19 protein-coding genes, 1 tRNA gene, 2 rRNA genes and 1 riboswitch (1 of these 23 running past the window's edge) are annotated in these 20,185 nt (G+C 46.8%); of the genes, 6 read left to right on the forward strand and 16 right to left on the reverse strand.

The genetic code is table 11. The features are described from left to right. Window positions 1-144: 144 nt before the first annotated feature. Window positions 145-283, forward strand: a riboswitch (cyclic di-AMP (ydaO/yuaA leader). A 4-nt stretch (window positions 284-287) separates the two neighbouring features. From L6442_RS31975 to L6442_RS31985, 3 genes are all read left to right on the forward strand, one after another. After that, the gene (locus L6442_RS31975) at window positions 288-779 is read left to right on the forward strand and encodes a C40 family peptidase (protein ID WP_194234947.1); all 492 of its coding nucleotides are present in this window, start codon (window positions 288-290) and stop codon (window positions 777-779) included. A 195-nt stretch (window positions 780-974) separates the two neighbouring features. Continuing rightward, window positions 975-1,466 carry a GNAT family N-acetyltransferase gene (locus tag L6442_RS31980; RefSeq protein ID WP_212981146.1) on the forward strand — a complete coding sequence of 164 codons (492 nt, stop codon included), beginning with the start codon at window positions 975-977 and terminating at the stop codon, window positions 1,464-1,466. A 158-nt stretch (window positions 1,467-1,624) separates the two neighbouring features. Then, entirely contained in the window at window positions 1,625-1,987 is a 363-nt protein-coding gene (locus L6442_RS31985; protein ID WP_194234949.1) for a c-type cytochrome, read from the forward strand. 93 nt (window positions 1,988-2,080) lie between these two features. Here the strand turns inward: L6442_RS31985 and L6442_RS31990 are convergent, their stop codons facing one another. Both L6442_RS31990 and L6442_RS31995 read right to left on the reverse strand, forming a co-directional pair. Then, on the reverse strand, window positions 2,081-2,386 hold the full coding sequence (locus L6442_RS31990; protein ID WP_194234950.1) for a 4a-hydroxytetrahydrobiopterin dehydratase: 306 nt from the start codon (window positions 2,384-2,386) through the stop codon (window positions 2,081-2,083). Window positions 2,387-2,579: 193 nt separating this feature from the next. Further along, window positions 2,580-2,873, reverse strand: a complete 294-nt coding sequence (locus L6442_RS31995) for a hypothetical protein (RefSeq protein ID WP_194234951.1) — start codon at window positions 2,871-2,873, stop codon at window positions 2,580-2,582. 314 nt (window positions 2,874-3,187) lie between these two features. On the opposite strand from L6442_RS31995, the gene motA reads away from it, so the two are divergent. Both motA and motB read left to right on the forward strand, forming a co-directional pair. Then, window positions 3,188-3,988, forward strand: a complete 801-nt coding sequence (gene motA / locus L6442_RS32000; RefSeq protein ID WP_212981147.1) for a flagellar motor stator protein MotA — start codon at window positions 3,188-3,190, stop codon at window positions 3,986-3,988. Further along, a complete protein-coding gene (gene motB, locus L6442_RS32005) occupies window positions 3,972-4,775 on the forward strand; it encodes a flagellar motor protein MotB (protein WP_194234953.1) in 804 nt (267 codons plus the stop codon). The genes motA and motB overlap by 17 nt, the downstream gene beginning before the upstream one ends. 140 nt (window positions 4,776-4,915) lie before the next feature. Here motB and rluF read toward each other — a convergent pair whose 3' ends face one another. Next, window positions 4,916-5,620, reverse strand: coding sequence for a 23S rRNA pseudouridine(2604) synthase RluF (rluF, locus tag L6442_RS32010; RefSeq protein WP_194234954.1), 705 nt, complete (start codon window positions 5,618-5,620; stop codon window positions 4,916-4,918). Beyond that, on the reverse strand, window positions 5,610-7,925 hold the full coding sequence (locus L6442_RS32015; RefSeq protein ID WP_212981148.1) for an ATP-binding protein: 2,316 nt from the start codon (window positions 7,923-7,925) through the stop codon (window positions 5,610-5,612). Before L6442_RS32015 ends, rluF begins: the two co-directional genes overlap by 11 nt. Window positions 7,926-8,393: 468 nt before the next feature. On the opposite strand from L6442_RS32015, the gene tadA reads away from it, so the two are divergent. Next, complete coding sequence (gene tadA, locus L6442_RS32020) at window positions 8,394-8,915, forward strand: tRNA adenosine(34) deaminase TadA (protein WP_373871862.1); 522 nt, start codon at window positions 8,394-8,396, stop codon at window positions 8,913-8,915. Window positions 8,916-9,042: 127 nt separating this feature from the next. Here tadA and L6442_RS32025 read toward each other — a convergent pair whose 3' ends face one another. The 12 genes from L6442_RS32025 to L6442_RS32080 all read right to left on the reverse strand — a co-directional run. Next, window positions 9,043-10,125 (reverse strand): hypothetical protein, encoded by a 1,083-nt coding sequence (locus L6442_RS32025; RefSeq protein WP_194234956.1) that lies wholly within the window; start codon window positions 10,123-10,125, stop codon window positions 9,043-9,045. 285 nt (window positions 10,126-10,410) lie between these two features. Beyond that, window positions 10,411-10,569 carry a small acid-soluble spore protein P gene (locus tag L6442_RS32030; RefSeq protein WP_194234957.1) on the reverse strand — a complete coding sequence of 53 codons (159 nt, stop codon included), beginning with the start codon at window positions 10,567-10,569 and terminating at the stop codon, window positions 10,411-10,413. Between the two features lie 20 nt (window positions 10,570-10,589). After that, window positions 10,590-10,766 (reverse strand): hypothetical protein, encoded by a 177-nt coding sequence (locus tag L6442_RS32035; protein ID WP_194234958.1) that lies wholly within the window; start codon window positions 10,764-10,766, stop codon window positions 10,590-10,592. Beyond that, window positions 10,763-11,128 carry a hypothetical protein gene (locus L6442_RS32040; protein ID WP_212981149.1) on the reverse strand — a complete coding sequence of 122 codons (366 nt, stop codon included), beginning with the start codon at window positions 11,126-11,128 and terminating at the stop codon, window positions 10,763-10,765. The genes L6442_RS32035 and L6442_RS32040 overlap by 4 nt, the downstream gene beginning before the upstream one ends. A 155-nt stretch (window positions 11,129-11,283) precedes the next feature. Then, window positions 11,284-11,369 (reverse strand) — tRNA-Ser (locus L6442_RS32045). A gap of 74 nt (window positions 11,370-11,443) precedes the next feature. After that, complete coding sequence (gene serS / locus L6442_RS32050; protein WP_194234960.1) at window positions 11,444-12,730, reverse strand: serine--tRNA ligase; 1,287 nt, start codon at window positions 12,728-12,730, stop codon at window positions 11,444-11,446. Between the two features lie 256 nt (window positions 12,731-12,986). Continuing rightward, entirely contained in the window at window positions 12,987-13,565 is a 579-nt protein-coding gene (pdxT, locus tag L6442_RS32055) for a pyridoxal 5'-phosphate synthase glutaminase subunit PdxT (RefSeq protein WP_212981150.1), read from the reverse strand. 19 nt (window positions 13,566-13,584) lie between these two features. After that, on the reverse strand, window positions 13,585-14,466 hold the full coding sequence (gene pdxS, locus L6442_RS32060) for a pyridoxal 5'-phosphate synthase lyase subunit PdxS (RefSeq protein ID WP_194234962.1): 882 nt from the start codon (window positions 14,464-14,466) through the stop codon (window positions 13,585-13,587). 82 nt (window positions 14,467-14,548) lie between these two features. After that, the gene (locus L6442_RS32065) at window positions 14,549-15,868 is read right to left on the reverse strand and encodes a D-alanyl-D-alanine carboxypeptidase family protein (RefSeq protein ID WP_212981153.1); all 1,320 of its coding nucleotides are present in this window, start codon (window positions 15,866-15,868) and stop codon (window positions 14,549-14,551) included. 222 nt (window positions 15,869-16,090) lie between these two features. Next, window positions 16,091-17,548, reverse strand: a complete 1,458-nt coding sequence (gene guaB / locus L6442_RS32070; RefSeq protein ID WP_212981151.1) for an IMP dehydrogenase — start codon at window positions 17,546-17,548, stop codon at window positions 16,091-16,093. A gap of 1,009 nt (window positions 17,549-18,557) precedes the next feature. Beyond that, window positions 18,558-18,674, reverse strand: a 5S ribosomal RNA gene (gene rrf / locus L6442_RS32075). A 152-nt stretch (window positions 18,675-18,826) separates the two neighbouring features. Then, window positions 18,827-20,185: ribosomal RNA gene (locus L6442_RS32080) — 23S ribosomal RNA — on the reverse strand; it runs 1,570 nt beyond the window's last position.

Genomic DNA, 20,185 nt, shown 5'->3' on the forward strand with positions numbered 1-20,185 from the left:
AAAACTAATTTTTTTTGAATCTTTGTGGTAGAAACAATTGCCAAAGTGGTGTTCCTTTGTTACAATAAGTCCAGTGAGTTAGTAACAACTTTGTAATCTTTATAAAATCGTTTGTAACCAAGGACGTTTCCTGAATTATATAGTGTAAAGCATATGCCGAATTCTCTCACACTAGGGAAGCGGGGGAACCATTTATGGGTGAATTGATCTTGCATCAGAGGGATCATAGGGGACCTTCTACCGAATCCTTAAGCTAACCTCGCAGGCACCGGAAGGAGTATATTTGTTTGAAGAAGAAACTTGCAGCAGCTGTCATGAGTTTTGCCATTGTCTTCACTGTCGGGGCCGGAAGCGCTTTCGCGGACTCCAAAATGGACAAAGTCATCGATGATGTTCTAGGTACAAAGTACAGAACCGGCGGCACGACTACTAGCGGTTTTGACTGCTCCGGATTCACCATGTATGTCTACAAACATCTCGGCATTAATTTGCCTCATCAATCCGGATCGCAATTCAGTATGGGCACTTCTGTTTCCCGCAGCGACCTCAGAGCGGGAGATCTGGTATTCTTCAATACCTCCGGCGCTGGCATTTCCCATGTCGGAATCTATATGGGCGACGGAAAGTTTGCACATGCCTCTACTTCACGTGGTGTAGTTGTAAGTTCGCTTAGTGAAAGCTATTACGTTGATCGCTACGTCGGCGCTAAACGAGTCATGAGCACGGATACATATGAATCCACTGCTATTGATTCCCCGGATAACGATGACGTACAATAATTCCAATTAGTTGCTACACGGTTGTACGAAAGGCCCGTAACGAGATTTTTGCCGAAATCTCAGTACGGGCCTTTCGTACATGGAGCGGGCTTCCCCTTCCATGTGTACCGTGAATGTCCTTCATAGGAATAGTTTTTTAAGAATGTTCAAATCCTATGAATCAACGCACTTTCGCAAGGAATGAGGTCGTAAGCCATGAGCGTTGCCAAAAAAATTTTTATGGTCATCCCGATGATGCGGGAACATGCCGAAGTTTGCAGCAACTGGAAATATGAGCCTCCATACGACCGAATTTACAGCTGGCTTCCCTGGGAGCAGATGGAGGCGCTCGGCATTGAATTTGGGGATCCTGATATACGGGAACGCCAATATGTATCGATTATGGACGCTGAAGGCATCCTGTGCGGGTTTGCCCAGCTTTTCCCGATGGTCAATGTTATTCGGCTTGGAGTCGGCTTACGGCCTGATTTATGCAATTTGGGAATGGGTAAGAGCTTCTTGGAGGCCATCGTCGCGGAAGCCAAAAAGCGATATCCGGAACTGCCTGTTGATCTGGAGGTGCAGGAATGGAATCAACGCGCAATCCGCGCATATTTAAAAGCGGGCTTCGAGATTACCGACACCTACGAAAAATGGACGCCTGAAGGCCTCGAACGCTTACACTGCATGGTCTATCGGGAACATTAAAAACGTCAATGATAAATGGTACAAAATTGTGTATTTTTGGTGGCTTTTTCTCTGCTTTTCGTTTGATTTTTTGTCACAAACTATTTGATGTACAAGCTTGTTCCGTTATAATGAAGAAATGAGAGGACTGTCAGTATACATAGAAAGGACGAAAACGGATGCAAAAATGGATCATGAGCGGTTTGATAACAATCGCATGCGTATTTGCCATTGTGCTTATATTTACGCTGCCTGGCAAGGAAGAAGTAGCTGAACAAAATAAACCACCAGCCATGCCTGAAGTAACCATGGACGCAGCGGCGGCTGAAGCTACACTCAAAGCCCAAGGCTGCATTAGCTGCCATGGTGACCAGCTGCAGGGAGGCGCCGGACCTAATCTGCAAAAAATCGGATCACAGCTCTCTGCCGAAGAGATCTACAAAATCATTACCAAAGGCCAAGGCGGAATGCCTTCGTTCAAAGACAAGCTGAAAAGCGAAGAAATTGCCAACGTAGCTCAGTGGCTTGCAGCCAAAAAATAATCCTTTTTTTCCTAAATAAAAAACACGCTTCATGGGGAACCCTTTCAGGACTGCCCAAGCGTGTTTTTTTGCCGTTTCGAACATATTCGTTTGTTACCGTTTCTCTCCGGATCGCATCTTTTCAAATAACTCGTTAAACTGATGAGCTTCCTTGATATCAAGGGCGGTAATGCCCCCTTCATCCCAGGAGGTCAGCCGTAATGTTACATTCTTATAATCAATTGTGATAAAGGGATGATGATCAAAGGCTTCGGAGATCGTTGCTACTTCATCGACAAATGAAATCCCCTTCATGAAGCTTGCGAAAACATATTTTCGCACAATCCAGCGTCCTTCTTCCAGCTGCCAGCCCTCCAGCTTCGCTAAATGCGCTTCCACTTCTTCTTGTGTATAAACCATTTTTCATATCCTCCCTGAAACCCACATCCCTACGGATCGATGACCCTCAGGATGCGTCTTTGCCTGGCTTTCCATCAACTTTTTCCATTGTATTCCGATCACTGAGTGTTTATGAATATGGCCGTGCTCAGGCCCCATCGCTTGATTATATTTTAACACGCCAAATATTCAAAAATCTAATCCGCCCCTCGGATTAGATCAACGGAACTACCGTCAGCTCATCTTCTCCAATCAGCAGATTGATTCGATGCTGTTGCTTGTCATACATGACAACGCCGCATCCGACCTCAATTACCGGCTCCGCACCCAACCCATAAAAAAGATCCTCGGCCAGCGCTTCATGCACCTCTTGTTTCTCCCCTGGGCTGAGCTGCTGCCACTCGTTTCCTTCCATCTCGAAAAAAAGATAACTATCCGGGATTTGCCCGATCGCTTCCGTCAGATCTTTTAATATTTCGCCATATTCCCGTCCATGTTTTACACCCATATTTGTTACCTCCACCCTGGTCTCATTTTGTCTATACTGAATAGATTGACGAAAGCCTCACTTTCGCCCATGGGGTAAGCGCTATCTCAAAAGTTAGCCTTCCCGCTTCTTTAGTACAATCTATGGAATAGAGTTGTTGCTGGATAGGGCTCGCCCTCCCTTTGTTTCATTATACCGGAAAAACCCCCTTAAAAAAAAAGCCGATCCTGACGATAAATAATATATTACGTTCTTGGTGCAGCACACCATGTTGCAAGGATGCAAACTTGGTGCACGAAAGGATTCAATTCTATTTCTCATGGATGAGGTGTGCAATGGAAATTTCAACACTTATCGGCCTAATTCTTGGTGTGGTCGCAGTCCTTGTCGGTATGTTTCTCAAAGGGGCGCCTTTAATCTCTCTTCTCACCCCCGCGGCTTACGTCATTATTCTCGTGGGGACCGCTGCAACATTGTTTATTGGTTTCCCCATGTCAGAGCTCAAGAAGTTTCCGAAGCTGCTGAAAATGGTATTTGTGAAGCAGAAATTAGTGGAACGCCGTGAACTGATCTCCATGTTTATGGAATGGGCGTCCATTACCCGCCGTGAAGGCCTGCTCGCTTTGGAAACCAAAGTAGAAGAGATTGATGACGACTTTCTCCGCAACGGCATGCGGATGATTATCGACGGCAACGACCAGGATTTTGTACGTGATGTTTTAATGGAAGATATCGCGGCTACGGAGGAACGGCACCGCGCAGGTGCATTGATCTTCTCCCAAGCCGGCATGTACGCTCCTTCGCTCGGGGTACTCGGCGCCGTTGTCGGTCTGATCGCCGCCCTGACGAAGATGGAGAACATGGGAGAGCTAGCACATGCCATCGGTGCGGCATTTATCGCGACCCTCCTAGGTATTTTCACAGGTTATGTGCTGTGGCATCCGATCTCAAACAAATTGAAGCGCTTGTCCAAAAAGGAAATTGAGCTGAAGCTCATGATGATCGAAGGACTCTTGTCCATTCAATCCGGCGTTTCCACGATAGCGATCAGCCAGAAGCTTTCTGTTTTTCTGACCCCTTCCGAGCGTGCTCAAATGAATGAGAAGGAGGCTGTTGCAGGTGAGCAAAAAGACTAGACGTGAACATCATGAAGAACATGCGGACGAATCATGGCTCTTGCCGTACGCTGACCTTTTGACACTGCTGCTCGCTCTGTTCATCGTAATGTACGCCATGAGCACGATCGACAACAAAAAATTCGAAGAAATGAGCAAAGCCTTTAATACAGCTCTTAGTACCGGTAACGGCGTGCTCAGCTTCAACTCCGAAGTTAAGACGGAGAAAAGCTCCAGCAAAAACAGTGACAACACCCTGCCGACCAGCTCGGACAAGAAGAAACAACGGGAGCTGCTGGCGAAGCAAGAACAGGAAGATATGGAAAAGCTGAAAAAACAGCTGGATCAATATATTAACAACAATGGGCTTACGAATTTGCTGAACACGAAGCTGAATCAATCCGAGCTGACGATTTCGATCCGAGACAATGCGCTATTTGACATAGGCAGCGCAGTCGTCAAGCCTGAATCCCGTCAATTGGCTGTGGCCATCAGCAATATGCTGCAGCAATTCCCTAGCTACAATGTGATTGTTTCGGGGCATACGGATAATATGCCAATCTCGAATAGCGAATATGCCTCGAACTGGGATCTAAGCTCTGACCGTGCATTGCACTTTATGAAGATTTTGCTTACGAATCCAAATTTGAATCCGTCGAAGTTTACTTCCACTGCTTATGGAGAATATCATCCGGTTGCTTCCAACAATTCGGATGTAGGCAGGGCAAAAAACCGCCGGGTCGAAGTCTCCATCATACGGAAATATACCGATGGTGGCGAACAGCAATTGCAAGTTCAAAACAAATGACATTCATTAAAACCAAAAGCTGTATTCCCCACTATATGAGGGATACAGCTTTTTTACTCACCGATATCCTATGGACTAAAGATTAGTCCTCTATCCTCGATTCTTACCTTATAATAAAAGAGATATCCGCTTTGGCTATATTATTGCAGCTGATAATGCAGCAAACGGCCAAGCTCCTCTTTCTCGCGATCCGTCAGATCCCGCCATTTTCCCTTCGGCAAAGATCCCAAATGAATATTCATAATCCGGATACGCTGCAGCTTGCGGACATGATACCCAAATGCGCTGCACATCCTGCGAATCTGCCGGTTTTTTCCTTCCGTCAAAATGATTTTGAAGACCCGCTCAGAAACTCGAGTCACCGTGCAAGGAAGGGTCATCTCCCCTAATATTTTGACTCCGCTGGCCATTCCCGTCAAAAACGATTGGGTAACGGGCTTGTCTACCGTCACGATATACTCTTTTTCATGTCTGCCTTCAGACCTTAAAATTTTATTGACGATATCCCCGTCGCTTGTCATCAGAATAAGCCCTTCCGAGTCCTTGTCCAATCTACCGATTGGAAAAATCCGCTCCGAATGGCCCACAAAGTCCACGACGTTCCCTTGAATATGGCGCTCAGTCGTGCTTGTGATGCCTACCGGCTTATGTAAGGCAATATACACATGGCTTTTTTGCTTGGCTTTCAGAGGCCGTCCGTCAATACGCACATCATCCCCTTCCTCAGCCTGGCTGCCAAGTACCGCGGTAACGCCGTTAATCGTAACTTTGCCGCTCTCCACTAACTTATCCGCTTCGCGACGGGAGCAAAACCCTGTTTCGCTAATAAATTTATTAATCCGCACCGGGATCTTCCCCCTTGTCATTGATGTTTTGCTCCCCAGCCAAAGGCAACACGATGTCAACCCGAGTCCCTTTGCCTTCTTTACTGAATATTTCCATCATACCCTTATGTCCTTCAATGATACCTTGGCTAATCATGAGACCTAAACCGGTTCCGTTCTCTTTGCTCGTAAAAAACGGCTCGCCCAGTTTCGGCAAATTTTCGCTCGGTATCCCAATACCTTGGTCCGAAATCGTTATTCCGACTTCTTCCCGGCTTAATCTGAACAATTCAATCGTAATGATTCCGCCTTCTTCCATGGCTTCAATCGCATTCTTAATAATGTTGATAAAAACCTGCTTCATCTGGTTTTCTTCACAGTGGACTTTATATACCTCCGGCTCGAATTCAAACTTGAATTCAATGCCAAACAAATGAGCCTGGCTGCTGAGCAGCGAAATGACATCATTCAGAATGTTTCTAATGTTTTTCACCTGAAACTGAGTAGCTTGCGGTTTGGCCAGAATCAGAAACTCGCTGACAATCAGGTTGATCCGGTCCAGCTCGGATAACATAATTTCATTATGCTGCGGCGAGAAACTATTATTCTCGCGCTGCAGCTGCAGAAATCCGCGCAGCGTCGTCAGTGGATTGCGTATTTCATGCGCGACGCCTGCGGCAAGCTGTCCAACCGTGGTCAGCTTCTCGGAGCGCCGCAGAAGCTCCTCCATCTTGTTCCGCTCGGTCATGTCCCGGGATACGCTGATAAAGGAAATGATATGGCCGTCCTCATCCTTGACGGGAGCTGTACTGATGCTGACTTCCACCAGAGAGCCATCTCTCCGGAGACGAAGGGTTTCTGTTGGAGGCAGCTGTTCTCCGCGCCGCAGCGCCTGAACGTTCCTGGCCTCCTCTTCCTCCAGAAAATCGGGCACGATCTCCAGCTTCTTGCCGATAATTTCATGGCTTTCCCAGCCGTATAAATCTTCGAAAGCCTTGTTCACCTGGATAACTCTGCCTGACCAATCTACGGTATGAATGGCATCGGCAATCTGCTGGATAATGGACTCCAAGTGGTCTTTAACGGACTTATTCTCATCGGCAGCCTGCTTCAGCTGGTTGGTATAGTGATTCAGGCTTGAGGTCATCGCGTTAATCCTGCTGGATAACAGCCCCATCTCATCTTTGCTGTTGATGATCAGCGGAGTGTCAAACCGCCCCTCTGTGACATCCTTGACCTTCACCAGGACCAATTTCATCGGACGGATGATGTATACCGCCATTACATAACTCCCGAGAACCACAACGAAAAGCAAGCAGACAGATATGATGATATAGTTGACCAGTTGCTCATGAAGCACCTGAGAGATCGCCTTGTAGTCCATCACGACACTGATAATATAAACCGATTGATCCGGATTAAAAATCGGAATAAAGCTTTTCAGAACCTTCTTGCCTTTAACCTTGGTGTCGAATGTTACGTTCGAACCGGTCTTAATCGCCTCGGCAACCGCTTCCCTATCCCTAAGCAATTCCCCGTACGCATAGGTCCCGTATAGAATCGGGCGGTTACGCAATTGTATATTATAACTGTCAAAATCCATGGATGTCATATTTCCATTGCCAAATGTCTGTGGATTGATGCAAGTAATCTCCAGGATTTGCTCATTCACTTGCTTGGTTTTATTGAGAACGGCCTCAGGACTAAAGATCTTCGCATAATCATTGACGGCGTCGCTTCGAATATACGGATTAATCATATAATTCCGTCTGCCGTCATAATAATAGCCCCATTTATCGATATAATCCGAATCCGACGCCGAATGCTCCAAAGGCCCTGTCCAAAATCTGTCCAGATACATTCCTTGGGACACCGTAACCCGCTGCATATTAAATAGCTGCTTTAATGCAATATACCAATATCCCCAATCCCGGGTGGACGTCCCCAATTCATCGGGGTTTGAGGATTTAACAACAACGATATCATCCCTGGCCCGTGCCAAAAGGGAAATATCAGTAACTCCGATTTCCTTGCTTAGCTCTTTAAGCTGATCATTATCAATCTCATGATAATCCTCCGGCAGCACCTTTGCTGCCAGGACAGAGGCCAACCTCAACAGCCTACCAACTTGTTTCTCCACATATTCCGAGCTGTATTGGCTTTGCTCGATGGAAGCTGCAACTTGCCTGGCCACATCAAGCATTTTATTTTCGCTGTCTTGTTTTAAATTGGCTTGTGTTGTATAAAAACTGAGGAGGATGTATATAAGCAATATCAGCAGCAGAGAGCCAGACATGATCAGAGTTAATTTATACTTAATGGACAAAGGATCACCTCTTGGCAAATGAGAACTTCGGCGGGAATGACAATACTCCTATCATCATAACTCCAAACCCTCTGGTTTGAAAAGACTGTGGTGAACCGAATCGCTTCATATATATGGTCTATGGTTAAATGATCTCACGATTGCTATTCGCTTGATCCTTCAATACAATAAGAAAAACATCTATCGATGTATTACCTAAGAAGACAGACCGCTCTTAGCAGTAGTTTATTCTTGCGATATCAGGATGCTCCTCCTCGTTGTTTTTACATGTCTGATATCTAAAGAAAAACATCTATCGATGCAATATCCGTTGAAAATTATGCACATATTCACATTTAACTAGGAACAAAATGTGGATAAAGTTGTGCGTAACCTAAATGTTATCCACAGAAGTGTGCACAGCATGTTAACAAACGAATGCACGTTCGTGGAATAACAGTTCTGTAGTGTAAAAGGAGGCTTTTTATCTTGAATGAACAACAGAAACATCCTTCCGTTGGGGATGAAACTGTGGATAAATCTGTGCATGAACGGTGGATGAACGAAGCTATTGCTCAAGCACGAATGGCTGAAGCCATTGGAGAGGTTCCGATTGGAGCTGTGATCGTGCGCGGAGATGAAATCATCGGCCGCGGATATAATTTGCGCGAAACGTCGCAGGACGCCACCGCCCATGCGGAAATCGTCGCCATCCGCGAAGCCAGCCGTGCTATCGGTGCCTGGCGATTGCTGGAGTGCAGGCTCTATGTAACGCTGGAGCCTTGTCCCATGTGCGCCGGCGCAATCGTTCAATCCCGGATCCCACAGGTGATTTATGGAACGGGTGATCCCAAAGCAGGATGTGCGGGTACGCTGATGAATCTGCTGCAGGAACCGCGTTTTAATCATCGCACCGAGGTCATTGACGGGGTTTTGCAGGAGGAATGCGCCTCTATGCTGACCAATTTTTTTCGCAGCTTACGCCGGAAGGACAAAGAAACCAAGGAATAACTCTGCTCTAAAACAAAGTGGAGCCTATGCTTCGATGCTTATTCCAAATACTTTGCGGGGACTCCAAAAAACTTATAAATTCAAACAAAAACAAACCAACCCGGCCGGGTTGGTTTGTTCGTTTACATTAGTTAGCTGCGTTTCCTGCTTCTTGTTGCAGCTGTTCCATTGTAACGGTCTCGTCTTCTTTTGGAATGCCGATTTTGAAGGTTTGTTTTTCATTTACTTTGCTGTATTGGTTTGTGAGCTCCATCGACAATTTAACGTTTTCTTTTGTCTCTGGATCGTTCATCTCAACATTAATTACAGCATTTTGGTATGAAGGGAAATCCTTTTTATCGATGGCGGTGTTAACGCTGAATTGATTGATCTTCAGGTAATTTTTCAGATCGTTCAAACCTTTATTGAGCTCCTCTTTGTTTGTAGAGTTCAGATCTTTTTTCGCCTTTTCGATATCTTCTTTCGTTGCGCCGATCATATCACGGTATTCGTCTTTAGCGAAAATATCCATCATTTTAGGCAGCACTTTGTTTACGAAGGTTTCTGCAGCTTCCTTCACATTGTCATTGGTGATATTGAACTGCACCACTTGTTTGGCGTCAACGCCGTCCGGAAGCTTCGCATCTTTGACATTAACATCTTTGAAGTATTTTTGAGCGTCATAATCTTCATACAATACATTCAAGAGTTCATTGGAGAGCTGCTGCGCTTTTTTCGTATCCAAAGATCCCGGATTAAATTTCCCGCCCTCTTGTTGAGCAAGTTCCTTCGCATCCATAACAAGGTATTTGCCTACCAGGTTTTCCGGAACCGGGAAAAATGGAACTTGTGGGATTTTGACATACAGCTTTTCTTTCGTGATTACCATAGGAATATTAAAGCTCATGGACATATCGCCCTTCAGATTAATTCCCAAGGTGAACTCGGATTGCATTGGTTCCGTTTGATATACCCCGTCAACCGTAAGATCCGCATCTTTGAGCATGCTCATCATTTGGCTGGCAGCTGGATTGCTTTCTGTCTGCGGAGTGGCTATTTGCAGATCTTTAATGACCACCTTGCTTTTAATTTCATACGAATCCATCTTCACTGCATTTGCAGTGGCATTTTTCATAGCTTCTTTTGGATCCTTTTTGCTTGTGCATCCTGCAAGCGCCACTGTCATGGACAAGATCAGTGTAAGAATCAGGATAGCCCACTTCTTGTTCATCAAACTCTCTCCTCTCTTTTCTCTAAGGAAAATAACACACCTATTAATCATAATCGATTTTGAGGATAACTTAAATATGTTTTTGGAAATTTTATGATTCGAAATTAATTAATTTCCTTTTTTTCCTGCCGTGTGAGCTCACAAATTGTAATACGGAGAGTATTTCAGAAAGTTCCAATAAAAACACACCTTAATTTACATACGTTTTTTTATACATATAAAATAAAAAAAGCACTTCGAGCTAAGTCGAAATGCTTTTTTCTATTTCCAGTTTTTCAGAGGGTTTTAACCCTCTTTATTCAAATGAGACACATGATTACGATTTTTCACTTTTTTTGATCCGGAAAGAGGCTCCTGCATCGTATTTTCATTGTCCCGCCCACCATTTCTGCTCTGCTCCTGCCGCTGCATTTCCGGGACGGGAATCGCTTTTGGTTTACTCATCTGTTGTTCCCCCCTTGGGCTTAAGAGTGCGGATGCGTCAGGTCGGTCGTTTTGTCGTGATTCAGGGCATCTTGATGCCTGCGGTCATTTTTATCCTGCTGAATTTGCTGGGCATGATGGCTGTTTACCGGCGCCTCATCCAGATCACCGACAACATTACTCAGATTTTTATCCAGCCCCGGTTTGGCCTTAGTCATTTTCTTCCCTCTTTCCTTTGTGCGTGATGGGTCACATCGTGAAGCGCCTGAGCGCATTCATGAATTTGGCGGGTATACTCTTGAGCCATATCCTGAATGACTTCCGTGCGTTCATCCACGGTTCGGCCTTCCCGTTCCACATCCACCAAATCCACCTTTACCTCGCGCGTATCCAAGTATGAACATTGAAAGTCAAAGGAATACATTGTGCGTCCGGCCGTATCAATATGAATGCGGAGGGCACTTGGATTGGCTTCATCGGCCAGAACTTGGGCGGTATCCGAAGGATCCAGGTTTTGCGGCAGTTGGGCCTGCCAGGCATCGACGAGCTGGTCTTGGTTCAGTTGAAAATCTCGGTTCAATTTATCACACCTCCCCTACACTTTTAATGTGCGAAGAAGCTCATGGATTTATTCGTATGAAGAAAAGCTTATGTTGTTTTGCGGATAAGGCGGATTTTCTGAAGTAAACTAAAAAAAGAAGCCACCCTTCAAAAGGATGACTTCTTCTATTCTGACGGAGAGGATGGGATTCGAACCCATGTGAGCTTGCACTCTAACGGTTTTCAAGACCGCCCCGTTATGACCGCTTCGGTACCTCTCCATGTGGTAAAATATTTTCAATTACTTAAAGCGTAACAAAAATATCATACCACAAATTATTATCATGAGCAAGCCTTATTTCTCTTTGGGAGTAATAACCTTGACATTCCCCATATAAGGCTGCAGAACTTCCGGAACGACGACGCTTCCGTCGGCTTGTTGATAATTTTCCAAAATGGCGGCAACCGTCCGGCCTACGGCCAGTGCAGAACCATTCAGTGTATGCACAAACTCGGGTTTGGCTTTCGGTTCCGGACGGAACCGGATATTCGCACGACGGGCCTGGAAGGCTTCCGTATTCGAGCAGGAAGAGATTTCACGGTACATATTGCTCTCAGGGAGCCATACCTCCAGATCATAGGTCTTGGCGGCAGAGAATCCCATATCTCCCGTACTCAGCGCCATGACGCGATAAGGAAGCTTCAGAAGCTGCAGAACATGTTCGGCATCGGCCGCCATTTTCTCCAATTCCTCATAGGAAGATTCCGGCGAAACCAGTTTGACCAGCTCTACTTTATTGAATTGATGCTGACGGATGAGCCCCCGGGTGTCGCGACCGGCAGCGCCGGCTTCCGAACGGAAACATGAACTGTATGCCACGAAATGCTTCGGCAAGTCCTGCGCCGACAAAATATCATCGCGATAATAGTTGGTTACAGGCACTTCAGCCGTTGGAATCAGGTAATATTCGGTATCGCGGATTTTGAACAGGTCCTCTTCGAATTTCGGAAGCTGTCCTGTTCCGCGCAAGCTGTCCCCATTAACGATGTATGGCGGCAGCATCTCTTCGTATCCATGCTCACTGCTGTGCAGATCCATCATAAAGTTGATCAGGGCACGCTCAAGACGAGCCCCCATCCCTTTATAAAAGGTGAACCGCGAGCCCGTTACTTTGGCAGCAGCCTCAAAATCCAGAATATCAAGCCCCTGAGCTATATCCCAGTGAGCCTTCGGTTCAAAATCAAACTTCGTCGGTTCCGACCAACGGCGCACTTCAACGTTATCATCCTCGGAGGCACCGACAGGAACGGATTCATGCGGCATATTCGGAATGGACATCATTAAATCGTTAATTGAAGCCTCAATCTCCCGAATCTCCTCATCCATGGCTTTAATCCGATCCGAGACTTCACGCATCTCCAGGATTAATTCTTCCGCATCTTCTTTATTCTTTTTCCGTTTAGCTACTTCTCCCGACACCGTGTTGCGGCGATTTTTCAATGCTTCGCTTTCCTGAAGCAGCTCTCTGCGGCGTGTATCCAGCTCAGGAAAACCTGCGATCAATTCCAGTGATTTGTTACGGTTCTTGAGCGACTCTTCGACCTTGCCAAAATCGCTCCGCAATATTTTAACATCCAGCATTGGACTATTCCCCCTATATATCTACGGATATCAGCCATCCACCAAGATGTTCTAAGATGGCGTCAGTTAAAAAAAATAACCCCGACCCTTGTGGAGATGTACACCAGCTTGCCCATTTCCGCTCCGCTTAAACGGTGGCAAACAAGCCGATGTACAATTCCCCCATCTAAAGATCCCCCTATTTATAGGGTTTTCCTTAGAACATAAAAAGAGTCAAGGTGTCTGTCATGTTATATATCGGTACAAAAGCAGGGTTTTATGACGGTTGACTGGCTTTAACCATGTCCACAAAATATTGATGGAACCGGTAATCATCGGTCAGTTCCGGGTGGAACGATGATGCCAGCAAATGTCCCTGCCTTGCCGCTACAATCTCTCCATTGTAAGAGGATAATACGTCTACTTGGTCTCCTACGCTGCGAATGAGCGGTGCGCGGATAAACACGGCACGGATCGGTTCATCAATCCCTTTTATATCCAGATCAGTCTCAAAGCTTTCTCTCTGGCGTCCAAACGCATTGCGAACCACGTTCATATCCATGAGGCCTAGATGAGCCTCTTCCATACCTTCTATTGTTTTGGCAAGTACGATCAGGCCAGCACAGGTTCCAAAAACCGGCTTGCCTGCGGCAGCAAATTGACGGATGGCATCGATAAAATCGTATTTGCGCATCAGCTTGCCAATCGTCGTGCTTTCGCCTCCGGGAATGATCAGGCCCTGAATGTCCTGCAGCTCTTCCTTCTTCTTAATGGCGACGCCTTCCGCGCCTGCAAGTTCAATACTGCGAATATGCTCTGCTACGGCACCTTGCAGTGCCAATACCCCGATTTTCATATGCCGCCAGCCCTCTCTCTTACCAGCCGCGATCGGACATACGCTCAGCTGCACTCAGCTTCGAAATCTCGATGCCTTTCATCGGCGTGCCAAGGTTTTTCGAAACTTCGGCAATTAGTTTGTAATCTTCATAGTGGGTTGTTGCTTCCACGATCGCGCGGGCAAACTTCTCCGGATTGTCCGATTTGAAAATACCGGAGCCGACAAATACGCCATCAGCGCCCAAATGCATCATCAAAGCCGCGTCAGCCGGCGTAGCAACGCCACCTGCAGCGAAGTTTACAACAGGCAGCTTACCGTTTTTATGCACATCGATAAGGAGGTCATAAGACACGCCCAGATTTTTCGCTTCAGCATAAAGCTCGTCCTTGGACATGCTTTGCACCTTGCGGATCTGGCTGTTGATTAAGCGCATATGACGAACAGCTTCTACGATATTGCCGGTTCCGGGTTCACCCTTAGTGCGGATCATTGACGCGCCTTCGCTAATACGGCGCAATGCTTCTCCCAAATCTTTGGCTCCGCAAACAAATGGAACGGTGAAGTCCCATTTATCGATATGGAACACTTCATCTGCAGGTGTCAGAACTTCGCTTTCATCAAGATAATCAACGCCCAGGGATTCCAGAACCTTAGCTTCTACAAAATGGCCGATACGGGCTTTGGCCATGACCGGAATCGATACCACTTTCATGACTTCTTCGACGATCGTTGGATCAGCCATACGGGCTACGCCGCCTGCCGCACGAATATCGGATGGTACGCGTTCCAAAGCCATAACGGCAGTAGCGCCTGCCGCCTCAGCGATTTTGGCCTGCTCGGCATTCATGACGTCCATGATGACGCCGCCTTTTTGCATTTCTGCCATGCCTCTTTTTACTCTTGATGTCCCTGTTTCCATGTCCATGCCTCCTGAATTATATATCATGTCATCTGCTTTCCCGCGCAATTAACAGCAGAAAATACAGCTGCATTACCATGACTTAAAAGAGATTTTTAATACTGTCAAACAAATCGGCGAACATCTCTTTGATTGCCCGGAAGAACAAACGGATCCAGCTTCCTTTTTCCACTTCCTCAGAAGTGACCAAGTTTACGGTTTTGGTTTGCTGTTGATCCATGCCTTCCGCTTTATACGTATAAGTTATCGTACCGACTTTGGTTCCCTTATTGATCGGTGCCACTAGCTTGTCCTCAGGTTCGAGCTGCGTTTTGAACTGAACGCCCTTGACTTCGCCGCCTTTTGGCACGATAAAGCTGACGTCACTGTCGGTTACGACACCAACGCTGGTTTCCACACCTTTTTTGACTGGAACAGTATCAAGACCTTTGACTTTGGACTTGCCTGCAACGACCTGCTTGATTTCAAAATGGTCAAAACCGAAATCAAGCAGTTTTCTCGTCTCCGTAAAACGATGGGCTTCTGAATCAGTCCCCATTACGACGCTAATTAGGCGCATGCCGTCGCGCACAGCGGTACCTGTGAAGCAATTGCCCGCATTTTGCGTATGTCCCGTTTTGAGGCCGTCCAGCCCTTTATATGCATAAGCTTTGAAGTTCGGGATATTCTTATTCGCTTCAAGCATCCAGTTGTAGTTTATGATCGGAGTTTTGTCGCGTTCCCGGAATTTATACGATTGAATGGAAGTGAATTTTGCAAAGTCCGGATGGTCAAGCACGATTCGTCTGCCCAAAATAGCCGCATCCATCGCCGACATGACATCTTCCTTGTCGGTATCCGGCTGGTATTTAGCAGGCATGTCCTTTTTGTCAAGGCCGGTGGCATTAATGAAATGGGCGGTCTTCATGCCCATCTGCTTAGCGGTTTCATTCATTAGCTTCACAAATTCCTGCTCGGAACCCGCCACGCGTTCAGCAAGGGCAATCGATGCGTCATTCGCCGAGCCTACGGCCATTGCTATGTAAAGTTCCTCAACCGTATGCACGTCTCCTTGAGCCAGAAAAATACGCGATCCAATCGTTTTAGCCGCATTTTCGCCAACGGTTACTTTGTCGGTCCATTTCAGCTTTCCTTGTTTTACCTGTTCCGCGACGATGTATTCCGTCATCATTTTGGTCATGCTCGCCGGAGGTAATGGTTGATCGGCATTCACGGACAACAGCACCTGTCCTGTGGTCGGTTCAATCAAAACAGCCGATAATACGTTAAGATCCGGTTTTTGGATACTGCCCGCAACCGGAGCCTGGCTGGTTTTCGTTGTGGTTGTCGCTTGTTTATTTGTCTTCTCGGCAAATACCATGGTGGCAGGCAAAGCCGATAAACAAAGCATATTCAAAAGCATCAACGACGCTACGCTTTTTTTAATGAGATGACGTTTCTGCCTTTTACGGCTCGTTGGTTTCCATTTGTTACTCAAAGTATGTTAACTCCCCTCTTGCCCACTAAAATCCCTACTTGTTCATTTTATTCTATCACAGGGAAATAATCAAAAAAAGACAGACAGGCCGAATTTCGGCCTGTCTTCAACTTAAAGATATTGGTTTGAATGCAAATATCTTCAGAATTATACGGAATAGTTTGGAGCTTCTTTCGTAATTTGAACGTCATGCGGATGGCTTTCACGAAGGCCGGCTCCAGTAATTCGTACAAATTGTGTATCTTCTCGCAGCTCTTCAAGCGTTTTGGTACCACAGTACCCCATGCCTGCGCGAAGACCGCCGATCAACTGATGAATGGTATCCTTAAGTGGTCCTTTATAAGCGACGCGGCCTTCAATTCCCTCTGGAACAAGCTTCTTGTCATCGTCCTGGAAGTACCGGTCCTTACTGCCTTGTTTCATTGCAGCCATGGAGCCCATACCGCGGTATACCTTATAACGCCGCCCTTGATAGATTTCGGATTCGCCAGGACTTTCTTCCGTCCCTGCAAACATGCTTCCGAGCATAACGGCATGTCCACCTGCGGCCAAAGCCTTGGTGATTTCGCCTGAATATTTAATGCCGCCGTCCGCGATGATTGGTACGCCATATTCGCGAGCGACTTTCGCGCAATCGTAAATAGCGGTGATTTGCGGTACGCCGATACCGGCAATAACGCGGGTTGTACAGATCGAACCTGGGCCGATGCCGACTTTTACAACCGAAGCCCCTGCTTCGATCAGATCGCGGGTAGCTTCACCTGTTGCGACGTTCCCTGCAATAATCGTCAAATCCGGATAGGTTTGGCGCAAATTGCGTACCGCGTCCAGAATATTGATGTGATGTCCGTGAGCGGAATCCACAACAATCAGATCGACGCCCGCTTTAACCAAAGCTTCGGCGCGCTCAAGACCATCCTTGGAGATACCGATTGCCGCGCCAACCAACAGACGTCCTTGTGCATCTTTAGCAGCATTCGGGAACTGAATTGCTTTTTCAATGTCCTTGATCGTGATAAGGCCTTTCAGCACATTATTTTCATCAACCAAAGGCAGCTTTTCGATTTTATGCTTTTGCAGGATTACCTCAGCCTCTTGCAGTGTAGTACCGACTGAAGCCGTCACGAGATTTTCCTTTGTCATCACTTCTTTGATTTGAATGCTGTAGTCATGGACAAAGCGAAGGTCGCGGTTCGTCAAAATCCCAACCAGTTTATGCTCCTCGTCCACAATCGGAACGCCGGAAATACGGAACTTGGCCATCACTTGCTCAGCATCGGAAACAAGGTGGTCAGGTGTCAGGGAGAATGGATTCGTAATAACGCCGCTTTCGGAACGTTTCACGCGATCTACTTCTTCAGCCTGCTGCTCTACGGACATATTCTTATGGATAATCCCGATCCCGCCTTCTCTTGCAATGGCAATTGCCATCGCAGATTCGGTTACGGTATCCATGCCGGCACTGATGAGCGGAATGTTGAGCTTCACATCTTTGCTTAATCTTATGGACACATCCACTTCCTTCGGCAGCACCTCAGACTTACGCGGCACTAGCAGTACATCGTCAAAAGTAAATCCTTCTTTATTGAACTTGTCTTCCCACACCTCAGAATTTCCCCCTCATTTGTCATGTATTGTATTCATCAAAACCCTTATACTACAAGGCTTGAAAATCATTTTCTGAAAATATATTATTGCCATCTTAGCAAAGCACCCTGAAGCTGTCAAGGAATTGAGCATGGTAAAAGAAACAGAAAATGACTTGTCTAATACATGAAAATACATGTCCACTGACAAAAGACAAAGCCATAAAATAACCCCACAAAGAGTATCGGAAAGAAGTAAGGGCGCCTCTCAAAGAGGGCGCTTTTGCGAAGCAAAAGTACTGAGTGGAACCTATGCTTCGATGCTATTTCAAATACTTTGCGGCGACCCCAAAAAACTTATAAAATCCATAGTCGTAAGAAAAACGTCTTTCGACGTACTTTTCACAGAAGACAGACTGCATTTTGCGGTAGTTTTTCTTGCGATATAAGGATGCGAGATCTTCGGAGTTTATACTTTCTTATATCTTAAAAAAGACATCCCTTGGTGGGATGTCCAATTTTCGTAAACTTCATACATTGTAATTATTTCTGCCCTGCTGCGGTTGTTCGGATTCATAGCGCCACGATGGCTAACGAAACAGGAGCTGCCTTGGCCGTATTCGCGCTCAAATCAGCTGCCGCCACCACAACGGCACAACGGCTAACGGAACTCACAATCGTTATTTAAGCAAAATAAAGCCTCCGAAAATTTTAACGAAACTGGGTATCACTATTGCTCAAAATAAACGGTCAAAAGCACACATTTAGCCCAATTAACGATCTGTAGTTTCGTTAGATTTGATTTAGCTACGTTTTTGGGGCAATAGCGTGGCTCAGTTTCGTTAGAAGTAACCAAGCGATGTTTTCGTCATGATCATACTTATACGTTGGTAGCATTTTGACATGTACTCTACTTAATTTAATAACAGTCCTATTAGGACAATTATTAGATAATTCAACACAAATCAGGTGCACTCCACCACAACACAAAAAAACCACCGTCGATTATACATCAACAGTGGTCCTTCGCTTGGCAACGTCCTACTCTCCCAGGACCCTTCGGTCCAAGTACCATCGGCGCTGGAGGGCTTAACGGTCGTGTTCGGGATGGGTACGCGTGGAACCCCTCCGCCATCGCCACCAAACGATTCAAGTGATTTGATCACCTGAAAACTAGATACGAAACGTTTTGCGTTTTAAATATTCTCCGTAGCATTTCCCGGTTTTAAATCCCGGGGCCCCCGAAAAGTAATCGGAATCATCCGCGAAGCATACGCTTCACTTTTTGGGGTATTTTTAGGATAAGCCCTCGACCGATTAGTATTGGTCAGCTCCATGCATTGCTGCACTTCCACCTCCAACCTATCTACCTCGTCGTCTTCAAGGGGTCTTACTAGTTGGGAAATCTCATCTTGAGGGGGGCTTCACGCTTAGATGCTTTCAGCGCTTATCCCTTCCGTACGTAGCTACCCAGCCATGCTCCTGGCGGAACAACTGGTGCACCAGCGGTACGTCCATCCCGGTCCTCTCGTACTAAGGACAGCTCCTCTCAAATTTCCTACGCCCACGACAGATAGGGACCGAACTGTCTCACGACGTTCTGAACCCAGCTCGCGTACCGCTTTAATGGGCGAACAGCCCAACCCTTGGGACCTACTTCAGCCCCAGGATGCGATGAGCCGACATCGAGGTGCCAAACCTCCCCGTCGATGTGGACTCTTGGGGGAGATAAGCCTGTTATCCCCAGGGTAGCTTTTATCCGTTGAGCGATGGCCCTTCCATGCGGTACCACCGGATCACTAAGCCCGACTTTCGTCCCTGCTCGACTTGTAGGTCTCGCAGTCAAGCTCCCTTCTGCCTTTGCACTCTTCGAATGATTTCCAACCATTCTGAGGGAACCTTGGGGCGCCTCCGTTACTCTTTAGGAGGCGACCGCCCCAGTCAAACTGCCCACCTGACACTGTCCCCGCACCGGATTACGGTACCAGGTTAGAACCTAGATACGATCAGGGTGGTATCCCAACGGCGCCTCCACCTAAGCTGGCGCTCAGGCTTCTTAGGCTCCCACCTATCCTGTACAGATCGTACCCAAATCCAATATCAAGCTGCAGTAAAGCTCCATGGGGTCTTTCCGTCTTGTCGCGGGTAACCTGCATCTTCACAGGTATTAAAATTTCACCGGATCTCTCGTTGAGACAGCGCCCAAGTCGTTACGCCATTCGTGCGGGTCAGAATTTACCTGACAAGGAATTTCGCTACCTTAGGACCGTTATAGTTACGGCCGCCGTTTACTGGGGCTTCGGTTCACAGCTTCGGATTACTCCTAACCGCTCCCCTTAACCTTCCAGCACCGGGCAGGCGTCAGCCCGTATACTTCGCCTTACGGCTTCGCACAGACCTGTGTTTTTGCTAAACAGTCGCTTGGGCCTTTTCACTGCGGCCCCCTCGTGCTATTCACACTACCGGGGCACCCCTTCTCCCGAAGTTACGGGGTCATTTTGCCGAGTTCCTTAACGAGAGTTCTTCCGCGCGCCTTAGAATTCTCTTCTCGCCTACCTGTGTCGGTTTGCGGTACGGGCACCTTCACCTGGCTAGAGGCTTTTCTTGGCAGTGTGAGATCATGACCTTCGGTACTGTAATTTTCCCTCCCCGTCAC

It is taken from the genome of Paenibacillus azoreducens (assembly GCF_021654775.1).
GTDB classification, from domain to species: Bacteria; Bacillota; Bacilli; order Paenibacillales; family Paenibacillaceae; genus Paenibacillus_AQ; species Paenibacillus_AQ azoreducens.

Excerpts from the sequence above, each read along its gene's own strand:
- L6442_RS32025 (WP_194234956.1), bottom strand. The coding sequence starts at position 10,125 with ATGAACAAGAAGTGGGCTATCCTGATTCTTACACTGATCTTGTCCATG.
- L6442_RS31985 (WP_194234949.1), top strand. The coding sequence starts at position 1,625 with ATGCAAAAATGGATCATGAGCGGTTTGATAACAATCGCATGCGTATTT.
- L6442_RS31980 (WP_212981146.1), top strand. The coding sequence starts at position 975 with ATGAGCGTTGCCAAAAAAATTTTTATGGTCATCCCGATGATGCGGGAA.
- pdxT (WP_212981150.1), bottom strand. The coding sequence starts at position 13,565 with ATGAAAATCGGGGTATTGGCACTGCAAGGTGCCGTAGCAGAGCATATT.
- L6442_RS32030 (WP_194234957.1), bottom strand. The coding sequence starts at position 10,569 with ATGAGTAAACCAAAAGCGATTCCCGTCCCGGAAATGCAGCGGCAGGAG.
- L6442_RS31990 (WP_194234950.1), bottom strand. The coding sequence starts at position 2,386 with ATGGTTTATACACAAGAAGAAGTGGAAGCGCATTTAGCGAAGCTGGAG.
- L6442_RS32065 (WP_212981153.1), bottom strand. The coding sequence starts at position 15,868 with ATGCTTTTGAATATGCTTTGTTTATCGGCTTTGCCTGCCACCATGGTA.
- pdxS (WP_194234962.1), bottom strand. The coding sequence starts at position 14,466 with ATGGAAACAGGGACATCAAGAGTAAAAAGAGGCATGGCAGAAATGCAA.
- serS (WP_194234960.1), bottom strand. The coding sequence starts at position 12,730 with ATGCTGGATGTTAAAATATTGCGGAGCGATTTTGGCAAGGTCGAAGAG.
- motA (WP_212981147.1), top strand. The coding sequence starts at position 3,188 with ATGGAAATTTCAACACTTATCGGCCTAATTCTTGGTGTGGTCGCAGTC.
- L6442_RS31995 (WP_194234951.1), bottom strand. The coding sequence starts at position 2,873 with ATGGGTGTAAAACATGGACGGGAATATGGCGAAATATTAAAAGATCTG.
- L6442_RS32035 (WP_194234958.1), bottom strand. The coding sequence starts at position 10,766 with ATGACTAAGGCCAAACCGGGGCTGGATAAAAATCTGAGTAATGTTGTC.